Raw genomic sequence first — 24911 nt, forward strand, 5'->3', positions numbered from 1 at the left:
TTTATACCATGAGGGAATATAAAGTTGCAATTAACAATTTATAAACTGTATACAAAATTGGAAGATTATTACGGCAAAACAAATTGGTGGCCTGCCGAGGGTATTTTTGAAATTATTGCGGGGGCTGTTCTGACCCAGAATACAAACTGGCTGAATGTTGAAAAGGCATTAAATAATCTCAAAAACAACAATATGCTGGATTATGCTAAAATTCTTCATGAGAAAGAAGATTTGGTGAAGCAGATGATAAGACCTGCCGGATTTTACAATCAGAAATACTCCACTCTTATAAGGTTTTGTCGTTTTATAAATGAAGAGTTTAATGGAAACTTTGAATTGCTGAAAAGAATGGACACTGCTGATTTAAGGGATAAGCTGCTGAATATCAAAGGAATAGGAAAAGAGACCGCTGATTCCATTTTGCTGTATTGTGGTTATCATCCCGTTTTTGTTATTGATGCTTATACAAAAAGGATTGTGAGCCGCCTTGGCATTTCAGAAGAGAGTGATTACGATAAACTTCAGATTATTTTTGAGAATGCTCTGCCGGCAGATGTGTATTTGTATGCAGAATATCATGGTTTGATTGTGGAGCATGCAAAAAAATTCTGCAGAAAAAAACCGGTTTGCAAAGAGTGTTTTTTGGCATATATTTGTGAGTACAAAGCGGAAGAGAAGGTCGGATGACCACCCCGCCACTATATGATGTATAGAGCACGATGTTGGAAATATTAATTAAATATTCCAGGCGTTATGAAATAGTTTATAAAACGTTTTTCATCATTTAGTGGCGGGGAGGAAAGTCCGGGCACCGCAGAGCAGGATGGTCGGTAACGCCGACCCGCTGTGAGGCGGGGAAAGTGCCGCAGAAAATATACCGCCCTGCCACTAAATGATGAATAAAGTATGATGTTGGAAATATTGATTAAATATTTTAGACGTTATGAAATAATTTATAAAACGTCTTTCATCATTTAGTGGCAGGGTAAGGGTGAAATGGTGGTGTAAGAGACCACCGGTTGCCTGGTGACAGGTAACGCATGGTAAACCCCATCCGGTGCAAGGCCAAATAGGTGAGCGTTTGAGGGCTGCTCGTCCGAGGCTCACGGGTAGGCTGCTAGAGTCGGCCGGCAACGGTCGTCCCAGAGAAATGGTCATCCCCGACAGAACCCGGCTTACAGACTTTCTCTTCTGCTATTATTTTATTGTGTGAGAGTGAAATAGTGAGGTAGGGAGATGGTGAGAGAGGGGTTGAATTGAGCTTTTTAAAATATCTGTTTATTCTTTTTTTTGCTGTATTTGCCTATCATGTTTCAGCTTCCACATGTGTTTCATGCCATGAGGGTATTGAGGCGCCTTCGGAGAATCATCAGTTTGCCTGTATTGAATGTCATAGTGGAGATAATACCGCTAAAAAAAAGGATGAGGCACATAATGGTATGTATGGGGGGAGAAATCCCTCTGATCCTGCTGTATGGGATAAAACATGCGGGAATTGTCATCAGTACCAGTTAGACCGTGTTAAAACAACAATCATGTTTACCAATACAGGTATGATTAAAAATACTCAAAAGGCCTGGAATGACTTCAACGGAAAACTTTATTCCACCACAGATATCGTAAGTTATAATGCAAAAGGAGAAAAATTTGATATTAAACCTATAGCAAATGGTGAAAAAATGGCTGATGAGCTTTACAGAAAATTCTGCTCTGCCTGTCATGTGGGTTTTGACAGAATGAAAGGCTATAGAGCCCATCATTCTGCTGGCTGCGCAGCATGCCATTATTCCCACGATAAAAGCGGGAAGTATTTAGGAAGTGACAAAAAGTTAATGGGTGAAAAACCCTATGCCAAATCACACGAAATGAATACATTGCCCGGTGATGATGTTTGTCTCAGGTGCCACAACCGAAGCGGACGTATTGCTTTGTCATACGCCGGCAAATATGACGGCAATAATTCTCTGGTTCCACTTAACGGGATTTATCCCGGCCCGGAGATTATGAGTGGTGTCCGCAATATAAGACATACCGCGGCTGATATCCATAAGCGTGCCGGTATGGAATGCATAGACTGCCATACTTCAAGGGAATTAATGGGTGACGGTTATGTTTACGAGAATATGTATAACCAGATTGAAATCAGCTGTGCGAGCTGTCACGGTAATGAGAATAAATTGCCCGAAACAAAGAGAATAACTACAGAAAATGCAGCTCCTTTGTATGAAAGCAAGTATTATGCAAGGCAAATAGCGTTTGGCACTGAAATGGTTTTAACAGATAAAGGGAATATGTTCAGCAATGTATTTAAAAAAGATGGTAAATACTATCTTATGCTGAAAAGAAGCGGTAAATTATTGGAAATTCCCATAATTATAAATACTGATGAACATCAGGTTTATGGACATGACAGACTGGAGTGTTACACGTGCCATTCCAAAATGGTGGTTCAGTGTTACGGTTGCCATACCATCTATGACAAAAGGGAAAAATCCATGGATTGGATAAAAGGCAAAGTTACGAAAGGAAAATTCAGCGAGAAAGAAGATATCAGGCTTTATTATCCTTTTCCCCTCGCTTTAAATCAAAAGGGGAAAATTTCTCCGGTTACACCGGGGTGTCAGACGCTGTTAACTGTTATTGAGGAAAACGGAAAAAAGTCAAAAGACGATTATATTTTTAATTTTAAAAATGGGAAAAATTTTAAGTTTGCACCTTTTTACGGTCACAACACAGGCAAAAAAGCTGTTTCCTGTCGGGAGTGCCACATGAATCTAACTTTTGCCGGTTTTGGTGAAGCTATTATATCGACTAAACAAGAAAACATTACAAGTTCCATATTGTGTGATAAGACCGGTAATCCACTGACCGCTTTGTACAGTATGAAAAACGGCAGGTTGAGGAAATTTTCTCAAATTGTGCGTGATAAGAGTGACTTAATGGGCAAGAATGTTATAAAATCAATGATCAAGGCCAATTTATGTATTACATGCCATGAAAAGGCACATGATGATATTTATGGAGAAAAGATTGATTATGAAAAGATACTTAATGACGATATTCACAGGGATCTTGTTAATATTAACAAGTAGTGCCTATGCAAAAGAAAACTGTGAAGAATGTCATAAGAAGATAGCTGTTTCCGTCAGTCACGAAAGTCTTAACTGTATTGAATGCCACGAGCCCGGAGGTGATCATTATGCATTGGCAGCTGACTTTGAAATCAATGCAAAAGGGTGCCTTAAATGTCATGAAGAATATAAGGGAATGTTAAAATCCCCCATGCATACAAGGTATAAAGAAAAGCGTTATGTGAAGGATATTTTTGAGCAGTATGACCCTGAGTTTTTTGGAAAAAATTGTGAAGGATGTCATGTGAGCAGCTGTGTGGATTGTCATGCGGAAAACAGTACTCCGCATACAATAACTGAACCGAAAACGGGTATTTGCCTGAAGTGCCATAATGATTATTATATCGGAGCAGATTACACCGGGCTTGGTATAAGGGAAGACCATGAAAGGTATCAAAGGGGGTTTGAAGTTGCAGGGAAATACCACCAAAAGATGTTGCCTGATGTTCATTATGAAAAGGGTATGGATTGCGGGGAGTGTCACTCTATGAAAAGTCTGGCTTCCGGCAAGCCGTCCAGCAAAGTGTGCAGAGACTGCCATAATCCTGATAAGGACGTGCTTGAACATTCCATTGATGCTCATTTGCAAAAAATGGCCTGTTCCACATGTCATGCAGCATGGACACCTGTGGAATACGGAACATTCTGGATAAAGTTTGAAGGAGACGCCAGAAAAGATTATTTTAAATGGATTAAGTCTCCCAGCGAAGATTACAGAAAAAGCAGTTATAAGAGATACAACAGAAGACCTCATATAGGTCTGAATAAGGATGGTATATACGCACCCATCAGACCAATGTTTATCAACATCTTATCTTTAATTCGCAATGCGAATGCTCTGCTTGAAAACAAGGTGCTTTCTTACGATTACCGGGTTTTTGCTCCACATACGACCAGGAAGGCAACCAGATTGTGTCCTACATGTCATGAAAACAAAGAAGCTTTTCTTATTTATGATAACGAATCCAGAATATTTATGCCGGAAAAAGACGGCATGCCGTTTAAGTCGTTTAAAAACGGGAAAAATGCTCATGTTTTTGGCGGAAGAGCTGTGACACCTGAGGAATACAGAAGTATCCATGAATTATATATAGATAATAAAACTTTTCAGCTTAAGAAATGGAATAATTTATTGAATGTATTGTAGCTTATTCAAATCATAGGTTAATTTTTAAGCTTTAAAATATTTGGTTACGCCTGATAATTTAAAGCACACTTGTTCATACCGATATTTTTTATCTTTTTATTTCAAACAAAAGCATATTAATAGGTATTATAGGGAAATGCAATATGCTGATATTGTCTTATGCCAATAAAAATATTTGATATAAGCCAGTTATGTTGTCAAATATGAGCTATAGGGATTGATAATATTTGTCATATGTAATATATGAATATATGGATATTGTTTAGCCAAATCCTTAGTATTTAACAACAAATAATTATGTAAAAAATCTATTTTTGTTTAAAAAGTATTGACAACATAAAAATACAAATGTAATTGTTGTCTAATGCTAAAATAGCTGTGAAAAGGAGGTGAGCATTTAGGAAACTTGCAACACTTTGATTATTTGATTTATTAATTGAAATGTAAGTTGATTAAAACAAAAGCGGAGGTAAAAAATGTTTAAAATTTGGTCTAAGAAACACCTGTTATCACTTGTTACAGTATTGTTTTTTGCAATGGCGTCTTTGGTTATAGTTTCATGCGGTTCCGGCGGAGGAAGTGATTATGAAGCTCCCGAAGCTGGTGCGGATAAACCCGCATGGTGGAGTGGTTACTATCCGGAAGGTGATTTTAATTCGCTCGTAGAGCCTGCTAAGCTAGCAGAATGGATAAACAACGGTTTTCAGACAGAAAACGGAAATCCTGTAGTTGTTCTGGATTTAAATACTGATTTTGATAATGCCAGTCAAAATCGCATTAAAAGATCTGTGGCTGTTTCTGATATAGAAAGTTGGACTATTCAAGTACCAAGAGACGAAGGCCCTATTTCCGCTGCAAATGATGCAGATTTTAATAGCGGACTTTCCAAAATGATTCCTAATGGAGCTACGATTGACAGTATTATACAGGACTTAGGTTTACAGCATGACACGGTTTTGGTTCTGGCTGGTCAGACCCCTTACAGAAGCTGGGATATGACAAGAGGCTGGTGGATGCTTTATTACTGGGGATTTTCCCAGAAAAATATCAGGATATTAAATGGTGGAATTGATGATGTAGCCGCTGTGGACAGCTCAATAGTTGATACAACTTCCGAGTCCGTTGATCCTGCAGACAGCACATTCTGTGTACAGGATCTTCCAAAAATGCACCAGGATGCAAGAGCATCTACTTTCGATGTTTTGGAAGGAGTAAAATCCGGTACAGTTAATATAATAGATGCACGTGGCTTTACTGGACCTGTACCGCCTTTTTATCAAATAGGTTTCAATGGAAGGATAAAAGGAGCAAGTGTAATACCTTTCCCAGCTGTTCATGAAAATAGCCATGCTTTTAAAACCACAGAAGTTTCAGATATAGCTGATGTGGTAGCAGAAGGAAAAAGGATAATTGTCCACTGTTTTTCAGCGTATTCTGCAAGCCCGGTTTATTTTTATATCAAAAATGTATTGGGTTATGACAATGTAGCGCTTTATGACGGTTCAATTTCTGCATGGGTAGCTCATACCGGATATCAGCTTGCTAACGGTTCCACTGTTCAGTTGAATGATAATGCCAGTAACGTTTCTGATACAACAAGATATCTCTGGAACGGTCAGCAGTTTGTGGAATTTGACGATAACAATACAAATTATGAGCTAGACTCAGATGAATTCATTCGTAATATACCTACCGATGAAATTGAACTTGGCGGAGTTCTTCAGGCAGACGGTCAGTCCGGCATGCTTCAATATGATACTATGAGATATTCCGTAATCGATGCCTTTAGCCCTAATAGTGTCTGGATGGATGCTTACGGTAATGTAAAGCTTGATGTAAATCTTGATTACACCGGTAACGGAAATGAAATTGAAAAAGCTGATCTGGATTATGTTACACCGGATGTTACAGAAAACACAGACTCAAGTCAGGATACCACCAGTGATGAAGCCTATGTTCCTTCAGATTCCGGTTTTGGATGCTAATTGATTTGTTTAGGAGGATTTTTATGAAAAGATTTATAGTAATTTTTATCATAATGCTTTTTGCGGCAGGGTTGGCAAATGCCTTCCCTCCGTTTAAGATTGATGACGGGAAATGGCTGAAGATATTTTATAACGGTCAGTTCGGATATACTTACAGAGATATGGGTTCAGGCCCGGATCAGTCTGAAGATACAAATGAGTTGAATTTCAGAAGGAACAGGCTGGGATTTATAGGTACGTACAACAGTAATCTGTCATTTTATTTCCAGACAGAATACATTGAGGATCCTATAACAGAGCCTTTGGGCGTTGATTACTCCAATGAAGGCAGGGAATTTTATGTGCTGGATGCACAAATCCGTTACAAATTTAACGATGCTTTAAAACTAAGAGTGGGTAAAATGAAACACAACCTTACAAGGGAAAATCTTGAAGGCTGTTTTGAGCCGCTTACTCTGGACAGATCCCACTTTGTTTATACGCCTTTTAAGACAAGCAGGGATAAAGGTGTGGCTGTTTGGGGTAACCTTTTAAATAAAAAAGTAGGTTACAAATTTGATGTGATGGAAGGCAAAAAGGCTGAAGGCACACCCTCTCCATCATCCAATTTAAGAATGACAGGAAGGCTGCACTTGTCACTTCTCGATCCGGAAAGCGGATACGGGTATAACGGTACGTACCTTGGCAAAAAGACTGTACTGACAATCGGTGCCGGTTATCAGTACGAGCCGGAGGCTGTTTATGCTGATCTGCAAAGAGATGCGAATGGCAACATCATATCAGCAAGTGATATAAAAGATTATACAGCATATTCCGTAGATCTTTTTTATGAGCAGCCGACATCTGCAGGTACTTTTACATTTTCCACCGCTTACCTGGATGTGTCATTTGACGACGCATATAAGGGAACAAATACTGATCCGGGCATCACCGGTCTTAATGGTGAGAAGAACGGATATTACCTAAAAGGTGCCTATATGCTTCCTATGGATGTAGGGCCGGGTAAACTGCAGTTTTTTGCACGTCACGATGCATTTACTTTTGCTAAGCTTGGCGATGTATACGATCAGGATATAGGCTGGACAGCCGGAGGCTTTAATTATTACATCCACGGTCAGGACCTGAAAATCAGCGGTCAGTATTCACAGATGGATTATGATAAAGAGAGTGAAACAGATCCTAATTATCAGGACTTTGATACATTTAAATTGTTTATCCAGGTAAGGATATAACTATCAGGAGGAATAAAAATGAAAAAGAAACTGGTTTTAGTGCTTTGCATAATTTTTTTGATGAGTACAGCGATAGTGGCAGCTACATATGTAAAAGGGACAGTGATCGGAGTAAAAGAAGGTAAGGTATTGATAGAAGTTGGCAAGGATGCAAACAAACTTAGCAAGGGAGATAAGGTAAAGATTGAAAAGGAAGAGAGTGATGAGATGATGGCTCCTTCTCTTCAGGGTTGTTAATCCACATACTTTTAACTCCTGTAGGCAAGAGCCCCCTTAAACGGGGGCTTTGTTAATTATTTCATTATTTTTGATTATTTTAAAGAGAGGTGTAAGAAAATGGCATCAATAAAAATGTCCAGAAGGGGATTTCTGAATACCGCCGCAATATCGGCCGCAGCAATGTCAGTCCCTTTCACCCTAAAAAGAAGTGCTGCCTCTGATAATAATGCTAAAGAAGATAAAAAATTACATATCTCCCAGAACTGGTGTGAGATGTGTTTCTGGGGATGCGGTGTTACAGCTTATAACAGGGAAGGAAGGGTTTTTAAACTGGAGGGACAGCCCAAATGCCCCAAGAATTACGGCAAACTGTGCGCCCGTGGTAATTCCGGTATTTATCAGTTGTATGATCCGGACAGATTAAAAAAGCCTTTAATCAGAACAGGCAAAAGAGGCGAAGGTAAATTCAGAGAAGCAACATACGAAGAAGCCATATCATATGTAGCAGATAAAACTAATAAAGCTATAAAAGAATACGGTAAAGGGACGGTTTCATTAATAGCTCACGGTTCCGGAGAGCATGCGTTTATTAATCTGATGAGCATAATAGGCTCACCGAATACAGCGATCCCTGCATACAGTCAGTGTACCGGTTCAAGAGAAATTGGATGGTTTTTAACATACGGCAGGCCCTATACAGGTAATGAGCCTATTGATGCTGCAAACTCCAAATGCTTGATGTTTTTTGGCAGAAATGTACTGGAAGCGGTTATGGTTGGGGAAACACAGAGGGTCACTGAAGGTATGGCCAAAGGTGCTAAGCTGATTTATGTGGACCCCCGCTATTCCAAAACAGCTGCCAAGGCTGATATATGGGCAAAAATAAAACCCGGTACAGATTTGGCTTTAATGCTTGGGATGATTAATTATATAATTAATGCCAAACTTTATAATATTGATTTTGTAGATAAATACTGCAGCGGCTTTGACGAACTCAAACAATCTGTAAAAAAGAATACACCTGAATGGGCTGAGAAAGAGACGAATGTTCCGGCTGAAACAATAAAAAATATCTGCCAGGAATTATCAAACGCAGCTCCCAGCTGTGCCATAGGCCCCGGCAGACGTCTGACAAGATACGGTGATGATACCCAGCATGTCAGAGCAATAGGTATACTTAACGCACTTATGGGCAATTGGTATACACCCGGCGGTTTTTACAAAATCAGCAAGATGGATATTGTCACTCCCCACATATGTGAAATTGAGCATACAGAAGTAAAGGGCGGTGAAAAGATAGAAAGAGTTGACGGAGCCGGTTCGGAATACCGCCTTGCACCCAAAAATCTTGGTTTGGAGAATAAACTGATGAAAGGGATTTTGCAAGGAGAGCCTTACCCTGTAAAAGTAATGTTTGCCTACGGTACAAATCTCTTTCAGCATTACCCTGATTATGAGGAATGTAAACAGATAATTGATAAGCTTGATCTGATGGTTACCTGTGACGTGTATCTAACGGAGACTGCTCTTTATTCCGATGTGATATTTCCAGAATCCACATATTTGGAAAGAAAAGATCCCATCGGCGTAATGACGGGGAAATATCCGTATGTGAAATACAGAGAACCTGCTACTGCTCCATTGTACAATACTATAGGGGCATATGAGCTGGTTGAAAAAATTGCTAAAAAGATGGGCTATAAAAATCATTTCAAAACGATAGATGATGTAAATAAAGAGATTCTTGATCAGCTTGGAATAAGTATAGATGTGCTTAAAAAGGACGGTGTATATGTAAAACCCACCTTTGAAGGAATATACCCCCAGGCAGAAGGCAAAGATCTGAAATTTAACACTCCTTCGGGCAAAGTGGAGCTTTACAGTGTTTTTTGTGAGAAACTTGGTTTTGATCCCATTCCAAAATACACCAGACATAAGATGCCTAAGGATGATGAGTTCCGTCTTCTTTTCGGGAGACAGAGCTACCATACGCATGCAAGGACTCAGAATAACAGATGGCTTTTGGCTCTGCACGATTTTGAAATCAAAGCTTGGATACCTGCAAAGAAAGCGGCAAGACTCGGTATAATGACCGGTAATAAAGTCAGAATAGTGAAAGGTGATAAAAAATCCAGGGAGCTTACAGCTTATGTGACAGATGAGATACATGAGGATGCCATATTTATTCCCCATGGCTATGGAAGAATTACTAAGTTTATGGAGCTTGCTTATGCAATGGATGGTGCTTCGGATGCAAACCTGTGTTCAAACGGCACCGATCCCATAAGCGGTGCATCTGCGTTCCATCAAGCTTTTGTGAAGATAGAAAAGGTTTGAGGGGTAGGTTATGATTAAAAATAAAAAATATGTTATGGTATATGCTATAGACAGATGCGTGGACTGTAAAGCCTGCATGGTGGCCTGCAAAGCACAGTGGCAAGTGCCTGAAAATCACTTCAGGACACATATTGATGAAAAATACTCTCCTGGCAAATATGCGCCCAACAGAAAATATTTTCTTCCCTCCCAGTGTAATCACTGTGATGAGGCTCCATGCGTCAGTGTATGCCCCACCAAGGCAAGTCATAAGAGGGAAGATGGAATAGTATATGTGGACAGAGATATTTGCATAGGTTGTAAATATTGCATAGTGTCCTGCCCCTATGATGCCAGGTTCTTTAACGAGGAAGTGGGCGTTGCTGAGAAATGTACATTTTGTCTGCCATGGATACAACAGGGGCATCAGCCGGCTTGTGCGACCACATGTTTGAGTAATACGAGGATTTTTGGAGATATAAATGATCCGAACAGTGAAGTATCGAAGTTTTTGGCGGAGGCTAAGAGAAATAAAAGCAAGATATGGAAGCTTCGTGAAGACCTCGGTACCGAACCCAATATTTATTATGTGCAGTCTTAAGGAGGTTTGAAATGGTCTTTCAGGAATCTTTTGAATGGTATATTGCTCTCTATCTGTTTTTGGGCGGTGTAGGTGCCGGAGCTATTTTATCAGCGGCATTTGCCGATTTATATGACAGAGAGAAATATGTGAATTATATAAAAAGTGCCTCCCTTATTGGTATGCCCGCTGTTGCAATCGGCTGTTTTTTCCTGCTTATCGATTTAGGACAGGGACTTACAAAACCGTGGCTGCTTATTTACCTTTTTGCCAATCCCACTTCTGCAATTACATGGGGTACAGCCATACTGACACTTTTTATAATTGTTTCCCTTTTATATGCAGCCTATAATTTTAATTTTATCAAATTCGGCGGGGGTAAAATCACCCTTCTCAGCCTGATAGTGCTTGCAATAGGTACTGCAGGATATACCGGTGTACTTTTGGGGGTATTAAGAGCGATACCTTTTTGGCATCAAACGTTAATTCCTGTATTGTTTATAATATCTGCCATATCTACAGGAATATCGGCTACAGTGGTTGTTAAAGAGATTCTGTTCAGTAAGAAAAAAGAGAATATAGCTCCTATCGAGACAGGGCACTTTTACCTTATGGTGTTGGAGTTCATGATGGTGATTGCTATGATTATCATAGCCCTAAATGGTGTGCCTGAGATGGTTTTTTCCATTAAAGTGCTTCTTTCGGGCAAATATGCAGTACAGTTCTGGCTGATTTTTATGATACTGGGGCTTCTGCTTCCCACTTTATTATACGGATTGCAGGAAATTAAAAAATTACATATGAAAGGAAGTTTTCTGATAATAATCGAACTGTTGGTTTTGCTCGGCGGTTATTATCTCAGATATCTTATACTGCATGCTGGTGTTTTTACTGAGAAATTTGCACACTATATTGGTTAGGGAGGTTATTAAAATGAAAAAATTCTATTCTTTAATATTATTTTTATTTGTTTTTAGCTTGGTTGCAGGAATATTTTGTGATACATCATATGCAACGGATTATAGTATGGAAAAATGCCGCCAGATGATAAAGCTTGGCAACGAGGAACTTTCAGATAAAGACCTCAAAGCGGCCAAGATGTATTACAGAAGAGCAATTCAGCAGAATCCATACTGTAACGAGGCATGGGCAAAATATGAAGAACTGATGAAAGTTATCAGTAAAAATGAGCCTGTTGACTGGAGTAAGTTGCAGGTACAGAAAGAAAAAAAAGAAGTGGAAGATCCTTTTGCGGAATTTGAATAACAGGAGAGTTTGAGCCATACGGCTGAGCCCGTATGGCTTTTTTTCAGAGGGAATGGTTAGTGATAACAAGAAGGTCTTTTGTAAAGTGGATATTGGCTTCAGTATTTTTCTTTTTTACTTTTAAATTCCTTAAGGTCCAAAAATCAGACACAAATAGTACTGTAATAATTGATTTGAATAAATTAAGCAATAACAGCGTATATTTAATAAAAAACAGACAGATTGCTGCAATAAAAATTGACAGGAATATTAAGGTGCTGAGTATTAAATGTACTCATCTGGGGTGTACCCTTAATGTAGCCGGTAATATATTTAAGTGCCCCTGTCATGGAAGTGAATTCGAGTTAGACGGCGAAGTAATTAAAGGGCCGGCTTCTAAAAATCTTAAAGAGATTGATTTTAAAGTAGAAAAAAATAAAATTGTTGTTTATTCATAGGTTGATTGCATATGTTTACCGCTTTTCTTAAACACCTTTTTCCACGTCTTGTTCTGAGCCGTAATTTGAAAATCACTTATACTTTTTGCCTGGGTGGCATGGCCTTTACCGTATTCTTGTTATTGATTGTTACAGGCTGCTTGCTGCTTTTTTACTATACACCTTCTCCGGATAACGCATACAAATCAATCTTATTTATTGAAGAAACTGTTTTCGGTGGTAAACTGATTCGGAATATTCATAGAATGGGCTCTCATTTTTTATTGATTTTAATTTTTCTGCATATTTTGCGAGTGTTATTAACCGGCTCTTTCAAATTTCGGAAATATAACTGGATAGTGGGCATGTTTTTATTGATCCTGGTATTGTTTGAGGGTTATACGGGGTATTTGCTTCCTATGGATCAACTGGCTTATTGGGCAACTCAAACAGGTATGGAGCTTTTTAAAATTTTTCCGTTGGGGGGATTTATTGTTGAGAAAATTCTTATTCCTGACGGAGTAGGGGGTCCACTTACATTGAGCAGGTTTTACGCTTTTCATGTTTTTGTTGTTCCACTGACATTAATGATTTTGTGTGTTATTCATTTTTACAAAATCAGAAAGGACAAGGGAGTTCTTCCTTACTTATGAAAAAGAAAAATGAATATATAAAAAGTGACCCTTATTTTTTTCGCATGATTATCGTATCAGCTTTGCTGGTGATAATTGCCGTTATTGTTCTTGGACTTTTTATAGATGCACCTTTAAAAGCTCCCGCAGATTCTTCTAATGTTCCTAATCCTTCCAAAGCCGCCTGGTTTTTACTTTGGTTTCAGGAAATTGTAAGTTATTCAAGTTATTTCATTTACGGTCCGGTAATATTGTTTATGGTCTATCTGTTTTTGCCTTACCTCGCCCCCTCCACAGATGAGAAGGCTGTTTGGTTTCGTAAGGAGTACAGACTGCTGGATATATTTACACTGTTGGTTTTTTTGGGTATTGTTTTCCTGACGGTTATTGCATATTTTTTCAGAGGTGAATTTTGGCGGCTCACTATTTGAAAAACTTTTCTGTCTTTCTGTTGTTCATACTTTTTTTAGTATTTTCTGCCAACGGCAATGCTCAAAATAACGATTTTTGCGTGGACTGCCATAACAGCCATTATACAGATATCGCCGATTGCGTTACATGTCACAGAGGAATACCTGAAACCAGGAGAAAAGACTTGGCTCATCAAAATCTTATTAAAGGAAAATATGCTAAATTTCTGTTAAATGATTTTCCGGATAGAAAAAGAGGAATAGATTTGATTAAGTTAAGCGGCTGCAGAAGGTGCCACAGTGTGGGCGGGAAAGGTAACACTTTGTCGGTAAATTTGGACAGCTCCATAGTAAATATTGCAGTAAAAGAAATCGTCAAGACAATAAAAGAGCCGAGTGAATTCATGCCAGATTTTAATTTTACTTCAGAGCAAATAAATTACATTATCAACGGGCTTTTATATCTGTCTTTTACTGACAGAGATGTTGAGAAGAATTTTACTCAGATGGTTCATATCGGTACGGAAAAATCCAATACATTTTCAGAAAAATGCGGGAATTGTCATAAAATGATTTCACCGTTACGGGGGCCGGTTGGCAGCGGATACATTGCCCCCAATCTAAGCGGCTTGCTTTCTCAATATTATCCCAGAAATATCGATGGGAAAGAATGGAATGCAAAGTTATTAAAAAAATGGCTTAAAAATCCCAGGGAATTAAACAGTAATGCTTTAATGCCGGTTTTGGAACTGTCAGAAAGGGAATTTGCAGAGATTGAGAAGACTTTCGGTAAATAATCTATTTGCGAAAGATTGTTGTCTTAGGGTGGTAGTTTTTGTTGTTGTCGAAAAGCAGGTACTGTTTTGTTTCCTCCATCTTTTCATCCGGAATTTCTATAAATTTGCCCTCAGCTTCTGCATAAATATTATTATCTTTATCAATTATGTAACCTTTGGTGATGGCAAACATCCTTTTTTCCGAAAGAAATTCTGTTTTTAAAAGATAGGGGGTGTCGGTATTAAGAGACTTTCTGAATTTAACATTAAGATCCCTTGTGAAATAAAGGTTTTGTCCTTTACCGAAAACAAATGCGTTCCATCCCATGGTTTCATCCAGAAGAGCGGAAACTATGCCTCCGTGGACAATATCTTTAAAGCCGTTGAAACCTTCCGGAATAAGAATATCCGAAGATACGGAGTTTCCGGCAACGTAAAAAATATGTTTCAAACCCACAGGGTTTTCTGAGCCGCATATAAAGCATCTGGTTGAATGCGGCAGATATAGCTTTTCACTCATAGATTATTTTTTAACATATTATTTGTAATTTGAAAATATTTTTTAAAGAATAGTTCCCGCCACATTATTAAAATGCTTATACTTTGTGGGGAAGTTTATTTTTGATAAATCAGGGCGGGATGAGTTTTAACAGTTTTAAACATTAAAAAAGCCGGCTCCCTTGGCCGGCAATCTCCATATATTTTAAGGAGGGGGAGGAGGGTCTTGCTAATTCTTTATATTAATCTTTAATATAGTAAAATCAAATAACTTGTCAATGAATTTTTTTCTAACTTGAGTGGTGTATTGGTTGCTTGGGCATTCAACATTGAACGTTGAACGTTGAACGTTGAACCTTGAACCTATAAACCATAACGCTTAACGCATTACGGAATTTACGCATCACAGTTTTATTTTTGAAGGAGCTTTTATCTTTTAAGCAACTTATTTTTGTGTTATTTATAAGCAGAGGTGGAAATTAATGAATACCAGAAAAATTTTTAATGAAAAAAAATTTGTTAAGCGTTTTATGGAGAAAATAGAGAAAGCTATTAATAATGAAGAATTTGACAAGGCAGAAGTTTCAATTAAGCGTGCTCTGAAGAATGCAGCATATGATATGCCTTCCAAGTCACTTTTGTACAGTTATTTAGGGAGAATTAATTTTCAAAAGGGCAAATTCGATACTTCAAAAAGATTCTTAAATTCGGCATTACGGCTTAATTCTCAAAATGAAGATGCTAATTTTTATCTGAGCAATTTATATATGTCAGAACAGGATGTGCACAAAGCTTTATCATATATCGAAAAAAATCTCAGCATATCCCCCGGCAAATTCAGTTATCTGATTCAGAGAGCCTGGTGCCTGATTCTGCTTGACCGATACGAAGAAGCAGGAAACATATATCACAAACTCCAGAGTTTTAGAGGCATTGATCCTCAGGGGTTTATTGATTTAGGTATGGCATACATACTTAAGGGCGATTTCAGGGAAGCCAAAAGAATCATTTTTAACGCACTTTCCAATTTTCCTGAAAATATTTTTGTGGAAAGCGCATTTTATGAAATGCGTGAGATTGAGGAAAATTTATATTACTACAGGAAAGAACTGTTTTTTAAGAAACTTCACTTAATTCATTTCAGGCAGAAAATATATTCTGCTGCGCTTAGGAAAACAGTGGAAGGAATGACTCTGAGAGGATATTTTCAATTTGAGATTGAGAAAGCTTCCGATTTTATTGTTGCCCTGAGTTCTAAAAGGCTGGAAGTGAATAAAGCTGAAGGACTTGCTGCTGCTGTGGAATATTTTATTTCAGATTTTATCGGAGAGAGTGAGTCTATTAAAAAAGTTATCGTGAATTATTACAATACAACCCTCTATCAGTTAAAGAAAAATATAGATTTAATACGCTCTGAAGCATCTGTTGAACTTGAAGAGCTGAATAATCAGCTCATGTCTTACTATGAGCTTAATATCGACTATTTTTTTGAAAATACAGATCCGGAGGGGGATGATGAATAAAAGAAAAAACATCGGCAGTCTTTTATTGGATTATAAGATGATTACTGAAGCAGATCTGGATGAAGCTTTGGAATTTCAGAAAGAGAAAGGTGTGAAACTGGGGCAGGCACTCGTTCAACTGGGGAAAGTCAAACAGGATGAAATAGATTATATACTCAGCAGGCAGGTGGATGAGCCCTTTATTATACTGGATGACATTAATATCGATACTACTCTTATCCGTAAATACAGCAGTGAATTACTGGTTAATAACCGTATTTTGCCTATATACGAGAGCGACGAATCTATAACTATTGTTACCGACGACCCTTTTAACTTGAAAGCTTTTGAGAAGATGAGGGAAATTACAAAAAAAAGTGTCAACTTAACCGTTTCACACGGTGAAAAAATTGAAAGGATATTAAAATCAGTCCTTTCAGAGGGCAATAAAAATAAGCTTGTAAATATCTTGGATAAACTCATAAAGGATATTTCGAATACTTCTTTCTACAGGCTGGATTTTTGCGGTCATTCCGGTGTTTTGGAAATAAACATATTCGGATTTAATTTGTTACAAAATTACACTGTCCTGGAGGAAAAATACAGTCAGTATCAGATAATGCAGGCACTTGAGGAGATGGATATTCATTATTTTTACAATCAATACCACCTGGAAAATGGTTTTTTCTTCCAGATTTATCCCCTAATCTCCGAATCAGCAAAGATTGAAGTCCCGGTTGTTTTGGGAAGTTTTGGCCTTGGGAAAGCAGAGGGTGCGGCTTTTACAGATTTAGATTTCCATGGCTCAGAAATGATTTTCAGAAGCGATTTGCCAGTAAAAGGGTACCCGTATTATTCGTTCAACTCCTTTTGTTATTATGAGAATTCAGTGAATATTGTAGATAATGTACCGGTTAACTCAGCCGATGACGCCGAAGAAATTCTTTATACAGGCTATATCCCTTCAAAATGCGGCTCCTGTGATGGGGAAGGTTGCAGTAAATGCAGCGGTTACGGATATTGTTTTGAAAAAGCAGACGGGAATTTAAAGATTTCAGCTGTTAACACAAAATTTAAAAAATAGAATGTTTTCAGGGGTTTTGTATGGCTAAAATAGATGCTTTTTTCAAATATATGCTGGAAAATGATATAAGTGACCTCCATTTGAGTTCCGGATGCAAACCGATGGTCAGAAAGCATGGAGAACTTGAAGAGATTAAGTACCAGCAGCTGAGTGATGAAATTCTAAGACCACTGCTATATGAAATAATTTCAGAGGAGCAGAAAAAGAAATTTGAGAAAACAAAAGATCTGGATTTTGCCTATGAAGTGCCCGGAAAAGCGCGCTTCAGGGCAAATTATTTTATGCAGAAAAGAGGAGTATGCGCTGTTTTCAGACTTATTCCCAGTAAAATTCTCACCGCTGATGACCTGGGGTTACCCAATCAGGTGTTAAAATTTCCAAAACTTTCAAGGGGGCTTGTACTGGTTACCGGTCCTACAGGCAGCGGGAAATCAACAACACTGGCTGCGATTATTGATTATATAAACAAATCCAGAAAAGAGCATATTTTAACAATAGAAGATCCAGTGGAATTTGTACACCACAGCCAGGGATGTTTGATCAACCATAGAGAAGTGGAAACACATACCGAATCCTTCTCTGCTGCATTGAGAGCTGCTCTCAGGGAGGACCCGGATGTTATTCTTGTGGGAGAGCTCAGAGATCTTGAAACGATAGAACTTGCAATTACAGCCGCTGAAACCGGACATCTGGTTTTCGGTACATTACATACAAATTCGGCTGCAAAAACTGTTGACAGAATCATCGATGCATTTCCATCAGGACAACAGGAACAGATAAGGGCAATGCTGTCTGAATCTTTAAAAGGAGTTGTAGCGCAGCAGCTCCTGAAGAAAGCTGACGGTACGGGGCGTGTGGCTGCTCTTGAGCTGTTAATTGTTAACAGTGCCATTGCCAATCTTATCAGGGAAGGAAAAACATTTCAGATTCCTTCCATGATTCAAACGGGCAAAGGAGACGGGATGCAACTGATGGACCAGGCTATTATGGAGTTTCTCATGAATAAAACAATAACTCCTCAGGAAGCTTACGTGAAAGCAAATGATAAAAAATCTTTTGAACGTTTTATGGACAAATAGTTAAGTGGACGGACTGACATTAAGAAAACTCAAATACGTATTTGATGAAAAGATCCGGTATACTGTAATAAACAGTGCTACTGTATCTGAAAACACATTTATTCTACATCTTTATGATGATAATAATTCCAGCCGTATTGATTTTAAAGCAGGATTGAACCTCAAAGGGGTATTCCGGGCAGGTAGTTTTGAGAAACTTGGGAAAGCCCCGGCACTGGAAATACTGAACGGTGCCTGCATTACTGATATTAAACAGAGAAGTTACGACAGAATTCTGATTCTCTATGCTGCCAAAAGACGGCCAAGCGGTAAAAAAGTGACCTACAGGATCGTTTACGAACTTGCCGGAAACAATTCCAATATTTTTGTTATTTCAGACAGCGATCATATTATTTTTAAGTTGAATAATAACAACATAGATCCTGAAAGAAAGGTTGATACCGGGGATGTGTACAGATTTTTTAAACTAAACAAGCGATATGATCTGGACAGTGCATACAAATTATCGCCGGAAGATTTGAATTTTAACAATTTTATAGGTTTTTATCCGAAGACTGCTGAATATGCTGAAAAGATTTTTAATCGCTTTGAAGAATTACCGTTTGCTATCGAATATCTTAAAGAAGAGTTAGCTGACAAAAGATTTTACACAGATGAAAAAGGGAAAATTTATCCTTTTAAACTTAAAGATAATCTTAAAGAAATAACATTTGATGAATTTGGCTCTGTAGCAGAACGTAAAGATGAGGATGATTATAATTTAGTACGCAGCAGACTTATCAAACATTACAAAAAAAGAATCAAGAAAGATAAGAAGCTTCTGGAAAAACTAAAAGATGACCTAAGCAATGCAAAAAAATTTCATCAGCTGAGACATGAAGCGGATCTGATAAAAAATAATCTGCATATTTTAAAGCAAGGGGAAGGGGAGTACGAGCTTATCGATTATTCTGAGGATGGCATAAAAAAGGTGAATTATTTCGTTAGAAGAGGTGATAAGCCTGAGGAAAAAGCAGAAAAACTTTATGAAAAAAGCAGAAAGCTTGAAAGATCTTTAGAAAAAATCCGAAAGAGAATTAATGAAATACAAAATCGCATATTCTGGTATGAAGAAAAACTCTTTTATATGGAAGATGAGTCAATAAAACCTGATGAGCGGGAGCTTTTCAAAGAATATAGTGAAACATTTGGTTCATACAAAGTGAAAAAAACAAAAACAAAAGAGGTTAAACGTATATATCACATCAAATTAAGTGAGGCGGATATTTATCTGGGGAAAAACAGCCGCGGTAATCATGAGCTTGTTTTCGACTTTGCTTCCCCTGAAGATTTGTGGCTGCATGCACAGGGTATCCCTTCTTCACATGCGATTATCAGAAAGAATGAGCCTTACACAAAAGAGGAAATCGAAACAGCAGCAAGAGTTGTGGCCTGTCTCAGTAAGGCCAGGCTGGACTCAAAGGTGAATGTTGATTACACACTGAAAAAATATGTTAAAAAGCCCAAGCACACTCCGGAAGGTTTTGTGATTTATGATAAGTTTAAAACGGTTACAGTGGCTCCTATGAGCAGGGAAGAGTTTCGCAGGTTAATCAAAAGTGGGTAAGTCAGACATATTGTGATTTATGATTAGCAGAAACGCATAAATTATTATATAGATGGAGATTCCTCTGCTTCGCCCTGGGGATGAAAAAAATATTGCCAGTTCTCTCCGCCCACGCCTGCAAGACAACGGTCCGGGGCGGATTCTTGCGACGACTGACAAAAGGCAAGACCTTTGAATAACTAATAAAAAAAGTCATCCCGAACTTGTTTCGGGATCTATTATTATCAGTAAGTTATGTGACCCTGAAACAACTGCTTACCTTCGGTTAGCACCAGTCCTTTAGACTGGTAAATATGTTGTAAAACATCCAATTTATCTTCGCTATGCTCAGATGCTACAGGGAGACCTTTGAATAAGTACCCCACCCAACCTCCCCTAAATTAGGGGAGGAGTTTTATCTCCCCTCTTATCAAAGAGTTAGGAGGGGATTAAGGGGTGGTAAAATTTATAAGAATACATTATTCAAAGGTCTTACAGGGTGGCAATAAGGCAGTTACTCAAGGCCTCAATGCTGTCATCGCGAGGGCGGAAGCCAGTGGCGATCTCATTCCCTGTAGATGAGATTGCTTCGTCGTTGTCAATGCTCGTAAAGACTTGTAAAAGTCTATGTGTTTGAATTGAAAAACTCTTCTATTATTTTTAATGATTCTTTTTCATTATCGGTGGAGTAAAGCCGGTTTCTGAAGTTGGATGCCCCCGGGGAGCTTTTGGAGAAAAACACAGCATATTTTTTCAGGAGATTTATATAGTGAGCCCCTTTTTCCTCCGCTTCAAAATCTTTAAGCTCCATTAAAAGATTGTAAAGTTCTTGTTTGCTGAGGAAGTTTTCAGGATGTTTATTTTCCCGTAATGCCTGAAAAATCCAGGGTGTTTTCATAATCGCTCTTCCTATCATCACCCCTGAGACACCGGTATTCAACATTCTTTTATATCCACTGGGGTCGCAGACATTGCCGTTTCCGATTACAGGTATTTTTGCCAGTTCCGCAGCAGTTTCTAAAGCCCTGTAATCCACCGCTCCTGTGAACAGTTCAGATTTTGCCCTGGCATGAATGCATATTGCATCCACACCCTCATTCTCAGCCATCTTTATCAATTCCCTGAAGACAAGATTTTCTCTGTCCCATCCCAGACGAATTTTAACCGTCAGTTTTTTTTCTGTCGCTTTTCTGGCATTTTTTATAATCCGTTCAGCCTGTTTTATGTTTTTCAGTAGATTTGAGCCTCCTCCGGTTTTTAATACTTTTTTCACCGGGCAGCCCATATTGATGTCAAAACCATAGGGGGATGAAATTTCTTCTGTTATTTTAACAGCATCGTGGAATGAATTTTCATTGAAGCCAAATAGCTGGACAATTATGGGATTATCTTCAGGGGTTAACCTTATATAATCCACTGTTTTATCAATTTGCCTTTTTAGCCCTTCCACTGATACCATTTCAGTGTAAATAAGACCGTTTGTGAATTTTCTCAGAATTTTACGGAAACTTCTGTTTGTTATCCCTGCCATAGGTGCTGCAACGAGGGGTTCTTTTTTCAATAAGGTTTTTAAATCAGATGATTGTGTTAATACTGCTTTCATTGTCTCTGGCGGTACCTTTTATATCTAAAAATTTTCTTAAATGCATAAATTTATATGCGGCATAGGATATCATATCGCCGTTATCTGTACAAAGATATTTTGAAGGAAAATAAATGTCGCAGGAGTCTTTAAAATATTCGTGAAATTTGTCCCGGAGGTATCCGTTGCAGGCAACGCCGCCGGAAATAACAAGTTTGTCAGAATTGAAGTGTTTTAATGCTATTTGAGATTTATTTATAAGTGTTCGCACCAGTGTACTTTGAAAGGATGCAGCTATGTCAGCCTTTGTGAAATATCCTTGGTTTAAACAGTTCATAACAGCTGTTTTCAGTCCGCTGAAGCTCATGTTGTTTTGAGCTTTCATTGCAACCGGAAAATTCACAGCATCCGGGTTGCCTTTTCGTGAAAGGCTTTCGATGGCCGGTCCTCCGGGATAAGCCAGCCCCATCATCTTTGCCACCTTGTCAAAGGCTTCCCCTGCAGCATCATCCACAGTGTGTGAAAACAAACGAAAGTTATATGATTTGTCCACCTGGTAAATATGTGAATGCCCTCCTGAAATAATAAGTCCTGTGTATGGGGGTGCCAATTCCGGATGAGTGAGTTCGGCGGAAATTATATGTGCCGAAAGGTGGTTGACAGGAATCAACGGTATTTTTAAAGCATATGAAAGTCCTTTGGCAAAAGAAACACCGACAAAAAGTGCACCTATCAAACCGGGAGCTCTTGTTACACCTACTGCGTCAATATCACTCACAGAGATTAAAGCCTTCTCAATTGCTTCATAAAAAACAGTTTCTATTTTAAGTGCGTGGTTTCTCGAAGCAATTTCCGGGACCACACCTCCGTAACGTGAATGGATATCAATCTGAGAAGATATTACACTGGATTTTATTCCGCTGTCGGAATCATAAACTGCTGCCGAGGTTTCATCACACGAAGTTTCAATTCCCAAAAAAATCACTGCTGTATAACCTTTTCAACGGGCACTATTTTAACCCCCATCTGTTCTATCTCGGGGAGAAATTTGATCAGAGCATTTACCGTTTTGGGTCTAAGGTGTCCGATTACTATTAATTCTTTTTGTTTGAGTGCAAGTTCGGCGCTTTCTATAAGTTTGTTTTTTATATATTTCAGGTCTCCGCTGTTATCAATAAATTTTTCACTGATACCGCAGTTCATCTTCATTTCTTTACATATTTTATACGCTACAGTATCAGCTGAAGTGTGACTGTCCACAAAGGTATTTGTATATTTATTTATGTATTTCAGGGATTCTCTCATTTTCAGTCTGTTTTCTGTCAGTGCAGATCCCATGTGATTGTTCACTCCGTCAATTTTGCCTATTTGCTCCACATTCTTATCAATCAGTATTTTGATTAATGTTTCGGGTGTATTCAAAAGAATGGCACCTTTCCCGGGCTCTGTATCCGGGTATGATTTCGGCTGCATCGGCTGATGAAGAAAAACGGTTTTATCATGCTTTCTGGCAATTTCTGCAGTTTCTCGGTCATAAGGTGTATATGGAATAATGGAAAGTGTCAGCGGATATTTTATGGATGCAGCCTTTTCTGCCAAATCCAGATTATACCCTGAATCATCCAAAATTATTGCCATATTTGCCTTATAATCGATATTACCGTTATTAATGTCATAATTATCTGTATAGTTTTCTTTCATAGGTGTGGTTTTTAAATTGAATGTGATATTTAAACCGGTTTTGTGGAAAAATAAAGCATCATCTTCACTGAAGTCAAAATTGTTTTTGGTGAAAAAATTTATCAAAGAGTTCCTCAAAGAACTCAACTCATATTCACTGAGTCTAATTGTATATTCAATATAATCAGTTTCGCTCGTATTTTTAATATTTTTACTTACAACCCTTTCTTTACTTATTTCGTGGTCGTACAAAAAAAGTTTGATTTTTTTATCAATCTCAGCCGGAGACTGAACTTTTACTGTGGCGTCCTTATTACCGGAATATTCCGTTTGAAGTTTTTGCAGTCTTATATTGATAATGGATGCAGCAATGATTCCAATCATTATCAAAAAAATCCCCCCCACTATTATCACAGGGGGGATTTTAAATCCGCTGTTTTTTTTGCGTCTGTTTTGCGGTTTTCTTTTTTTACCTGGCTGCTTTTTCCTGGCCATAAATTATCAATCCTTTTAACATATCAACGGCAAATTTTAACTGCAGGTCATCTTCAAGTGTTTTATTGTCCGTAACGGTTACATTGTCACTTCTGTTTTGCCTGTTTTTGTTAATTTTTCCATTAATCAGATGGTTCTCCAGATCACTTTCTTTTAAAAACGGATGCCCCTCTTCATAATTTACCGTACCCTGTTTTACCATAATATCAGGCTTTATGCCTACATTCTGTATGGATCGTCCTTTGGGGGTGTAATACCTTGCCGTGGTTATTTTTATTGCTGAATCGTTCCCCATAGGTATTATTGTTTGTACCGAAGCTTTGCCAAAGGATGTCTGTCCTATCACCAATGCACGTTTGTAATCCTGAAGCGCTCCTGATACAATTTCCGAGGCAGAAGCACTGCCTTCGTTTATAAGCACGACCATGGGAATATCCTCCGCGTTGGTGCCAGTTTCCCGCGTTTTAAGATGTTTTTCCGTTCCGTCTCTGTCTTTGGTGTAGACAACGGTTTTATCTTCAGGAAGAAAAATGCTTGAAACACGCACAGCCTCTGATAAAAGTCCGCCCGGGTTGTTCCTCAAGTCAAGTATAAGGCCATTAACATCTTGCTTTTTCAGTTCCACCAATGCTGTTGACATTTCTTTTGATGCTTCCTGCTTAAATTGAGTTAATCTTAAGTATCCCAGGTTATCTATGACTTTTGACTTGACGGCTTTAATTGTGATGATGTCACGGGTTATTGTTACGTCAAAAGGCCTATCTTTGCCTTCACGGAAAATTGTAATGGTAACCTTTGTCCCAGGCTTGCCCCTCAGTTTGTCAACTGCTTCCTCGAGTGTAATGTTTGTTGTGGGTTTACCTTCAATTTTTATTATTTTATCGCCAGCTTCCAAACCGGCTTTGTCGGCAGGGGTATCTTCAATGGGGGAAATGATAGTCAGTATGTTGTCCTTTATACTTATCGTGATACCAAGGCCGCCGAATTCGCCTTTGGTTTCAACTTTGAACTCTTTGAACATTTCAGGTGTTAGATACGAGGAGTGAGGATCCAGCTCAGACAACATACCTTTTACGGCACCCTGAATGAGGGTTTCCATTTTCACATCTTCAACATAATTTTTCTCGATAATATTAATGGCATCGGTAAGTGTTTCGAGATTCTCGTACCTGTTTTCTTTCTTTGCAGCATATACGTCGGTTATTTTAACAGTAAAAGTTGCGAAGACCGATGCTGTAATTATTACAAAAGCAAACAGTATCGGAATCAGTTTCTTTTTATTATTCATCAATACCT

23 protein-coding genes and 1 other RNA gene are annotated in these 24911 nt (G+C 38.4%); 19 read left to right on the top strand and 5 right to left on the bottom strand.

Annotated features, from left to right (window positions below):
- Window positions 1-57 precede the first annotated feature (57 nt).
- The 15 genes from UMU13_RS06820 to extS all read left to right on the top strand — a co-directional run bounded on the left by UMU13_RS06820 (window position 58) and on the right by extS (window position 14131).
- Entirely contained in the window at window positions 58-687 is a 630-nt protein-coding gene (locus UMU13_RS06820; RefSeq protein ID WP_442902138.1) for an endonuclease III domain-containing protein, read from the top strand.
- A 67-nt stretch (window positions 688-754) separates the two neighbouring features.
- Window positions 755-1194: RNase P RNA component class A (rnpB, locus tag UMU13_RS06825), an RNA gene on the top strand.
- A gap of 62 nt (window positions 1195-1256) precedes the next feature.
- Window positions 1257-3092: a selenite/tellurite reduction operon c-type cytochrome ExtM gene (gene extM, locus UMU13_RS06830; RefSeq protein ID WP_328218025.1), complete on the top strand. Its 1836-nt coding sequence runs from the start codon at window positions 1257-1259 to the stop codon at window positions 3090-3092.
- Window positions 3037-4278, top strand: coding sequence for a selenite/tellurite reduction operon b-type cytochrome iron-sulfur cluster-binding subunit ExtO (extO, locus tag UMU13_RS06835; protein ID WP_328218026.1), 1242 nt, complete (start codon window positions 3037-3039; stop codon window positions 4276-4278). The genes extM and extO overlap by 56 nt, the downstream gene beginning before the upstream one ends.
- Before the next feature lie 476 nt (window positions 4279-4754).
- Window positions 4755-6263: a sulfurtransferase gene (locus UMU13_RS06840; protein WP_328218027.1), complete on the top strand. Its 1509-nt coding sequence runs from the start codon at window positions 4755-4757 to the stop codon at window positions 6261-6263.
- A 23-nt stretch (window positions 6264-6286) separates the two neighbouring features.
- On the top strand, window positions 6287-7495 hold the full coding sequence (gene extI / locus UMU13_RS06845) for a selenite/tellurite reduction operon porin ExtI (RefSeq protein ID WP_328218028.1): 1209 nt from the start codon (window positions 6287-6289) through the stop codon (window positions 7493-7495).
- A gap of 18 nt (window positions 7496-7513) precedes the next feature.
- Window positions 7514-7732, top strand: a complete 219-nt coding sequence (locus UMU13_RS06850; protein ID WP_328218030.1) for a hypothetical protein — start codon at window positions 7514-7516, stop codon at window positions 7730-7732.
- A 99-nt stretch (window positions 7733-7831) separates the two neighbouring features.
- On the top strand, window positions 7832-10051 hold the full coding sequence (locus UMU13_RS06855; RefSeq protein ID WP_328218032.1) for a molybdopterin-containing oxidoreductase family protein: 2220 nt from the start codon (window positions 7832-7834) through the stop codon (window positions 10049-10051).
- 10 nt (window positions 10052-10061) lie between these two features.
- Window positions 10062-10631 carry a 4Fe-4S dicluster domain-containing protein gene (locus UMU13_RS06860; protein ID WP_328218034.1) on the top strand — a complete coding sequence of 190 codons (570 nt, stop codon included), beginning with the start codon at window positions 10062-10064 and terminating at the stop codon, window positions 10629-10631.
- Window positions 10632-10642: 11 nt separating this feature from the next.
- Window positions 10643-11530: an NrfD/PsrC family molybdoenzyme membrane anchor subunit gene (gene nrfD / locus UMU13_RS06865; protein ID WP_328218035.1), complete on the top strand. Its 888-nt coding sequence runs from the start codon at window positions 10643-10645 to the stop codon at window positions 11528-11530.
- A 13-nt stretch (window positions 11531-11543) separates the two neighbouring features.
- On the top strand, window positions 11544-11876 hold the full coding sequence (locus tag UMU13_RS06870) for a hypothetical protein (protein WP_328218036.1): 333 nt from the start codon (window positions 11544-11546) through the stop codon (window positions 11874-11876).
- Window positions 11877-11908: 32 nt separating this feature from the next.
- On the top strand, window positions 11909-12313 hold the full coding sequence (locus UMU13_RS06875; protein WP_328218037.1) for a QcrA and Rieske domain-containing protein: 405 nt from the start codon (window positions 11909-11911) through the stop codon (window positions 12311-12313).
- 11 nt (window positions 12314-12324) lie between these two features.
- Window positions 12325-12945 (top strand): cytochrome b N-terminal domain-containing protein, encoded by a 621-nt coding sequence (locus tag UMU13_RS06880; protein WP_328218039.1) that lies wholly within the window; start codon window positions 12325-12327, stop codon window positions 12943-12945.
- Window positions 12942-13355 carry a selenite/tellurite reduction operon b-type cytochrome membrane protein ExtQ gene (extQ, locus tag UMU13_RS06885; RefSeq protein ID WP_328218040.1) on the top strand — a complete coding sequence of 138 codons (414 nt, stop codon included), beginning with the start codon at window positions 12942-12944 and terminating at the stop codon, window positions 13353-13355. Before UMU13_RS06880 ends, extQ begins: the two co-directional genes overlap by 4 nt.
- The gene (gene extS / locus UMU13_RS06890; protein WP_328218041.1) at window positions 13337-14131 is read left to right on the top strand and encodes a selenite/tellurite reduction operon c-type cytochrome lipoprotein ExtS; all 795 of its coding nucleotides are present in this window, start codon (window positions 13337-13339) and stop codon (window positions 14129-14131) included. Before extQ ends, extS begins: the two co-directional genes overlap by 19 nt.
- Window position 14132: 1 nt before the next feature.
- On the opposite strand, the gene UMU13_RS06895 is transcribed toward extS, so the two are convergent.
- On the bottom strand, window positions 14133-14630 hold the full coding sequence (locus UMU13_RS06895) for a PaaI family thioesterase (RefSeq protein ID WP_328218042.1): 498 nt from the start codon (window positions 14628-14630) through the stop codon (window positions 14133-14135).
- A 460-nt stretch (window positions 14631-15090) separates the two neighbouring features.
- Here UMU13_RS06895 and UMU13_RS06900 point away from each other — a divergent pair, with 460 nt between their 5' ends.
- From UMU13_RS06900 to UMU13_RS06915, 4 genes are read left to right on the top strand one after another with little or no spacing between them, the layout of a single operon-like run.
- On the top strand, window positions 15091-16131 hold the full coding sequence (locus tag UMU13_RS06900) for a tetratricopeptide repeat protein (RefSeq protein WP_328218043.1): 1041 nt from the start codon (window positions 15091-15093) through the stop codon (window positions 16129-16131).
- A complete protein-coding gene (locus UMU13_RS06905) occupies window positions 16124-17194 on the top strand; it encodes a hypothetical protein (RefSeq protein ID WP_328218045.1) in 1071 nt (356 codons plus the stop codon). The genes UMU13_RS06900 and UMU13_RS06905 overlap by 8 nt, the downstream gene beginning before the upstream one ends.
- Window positions 17195-17214: 20 nt before the next feature.
- On the top strand, window positions 17215-18273 hold the full coding sequence (locus tag UMU13_RS06910) for a type IV pilus twitching motility protein PilT (protein WP_328218046.1): 1059 nt from the start codon (window positions 17215-17217) through the stop codon (window positions 18271-18273).
- Between the two features lie 4 nt (window positions 18274-18277).
- A complete protein-coding gene (locus UMU13_RS06915) occupies window positions 18278-19879 on the top strand; it encodes an NFACT RNA binding domain-containing protein (RefSeq protein WP_328218047.1) in 1602 nt (533 codons plus the stop codon).
- Between the two features lie 604 nt (window positions 19880-20483).
- On the opposite strand, the gene UMU13_RS06920 is transcribed toward UMU13_RS06915, so the two are convergent.
- The 4 genes from UMU13_RS06920 to UMU13_RS06935 are packed head-to-tail and all read right to left on the bottom strand — an operon-like array spanning window position 20484 to window position 24903.
- Window positions 20484-21461, bottom strand: coding sequence for a tRNA dihydrouridine synthase (locus UMU13_RS06920; RefSeq protein WP_328218048.1), 978 nt, complete (start codon window positions 21459-21461; stop codon window positions 20484-20486).
- Complete coding sequence (gene tsaD, locus UMU13_RS06925) at window positions 21433-22425, bottom strand: tRNA (adenosine(37)-N6)-threonylcarbamoyltransferase complex transferase subunit TsaD (RefSeq protein ID WP_328218049.1); 993 nt, start codon at window positions 22423-22425, stop codon at window positions 21433-21435. Before tsaD ends, UMU13_RS06920 begins: the two co-directional genes overlap by 29 nt.
- A complete protein-coding gene (locus tag UMU13_RS06930) occupies window positions 22422-23615 on the bottom strand; it encodes a divergent polysaccharide deacetylase family protein (RefSeq protein ID WP_328218051.1) in 1194 nt (397 codons plus the stop codon). Before UMU13_RS06930 ends, tsaD begins: the two co-directional genes overlap by 4 nt.
- The gene (locus UMU13_RS06935) at window positions 23590-24903 is read right to left on the bottom strand and encodes a S41 family peptidase (RefSeq protein WP_328218052.1); all 1314 of its coding nucleotides are present in this window, start codon (window positions 24901-24903) and stop codon (window positions 23590-23592) included. Before UMU13_RS06935 ends, UMU13_RS06930 begins: the two co-directional genes overlap by 26 nt.
- Between the last annotated feature and the right edge of the window lie 8 nt (window positions 24904-24911).

This window comes from Flexistipes sp. (assembly GCF_036172515.1).
Lineage (GTDB): Bacteria > Chrysiogenota > Deferribacteres > Deferribacterales > Flexistipitaceae > Flexistipes.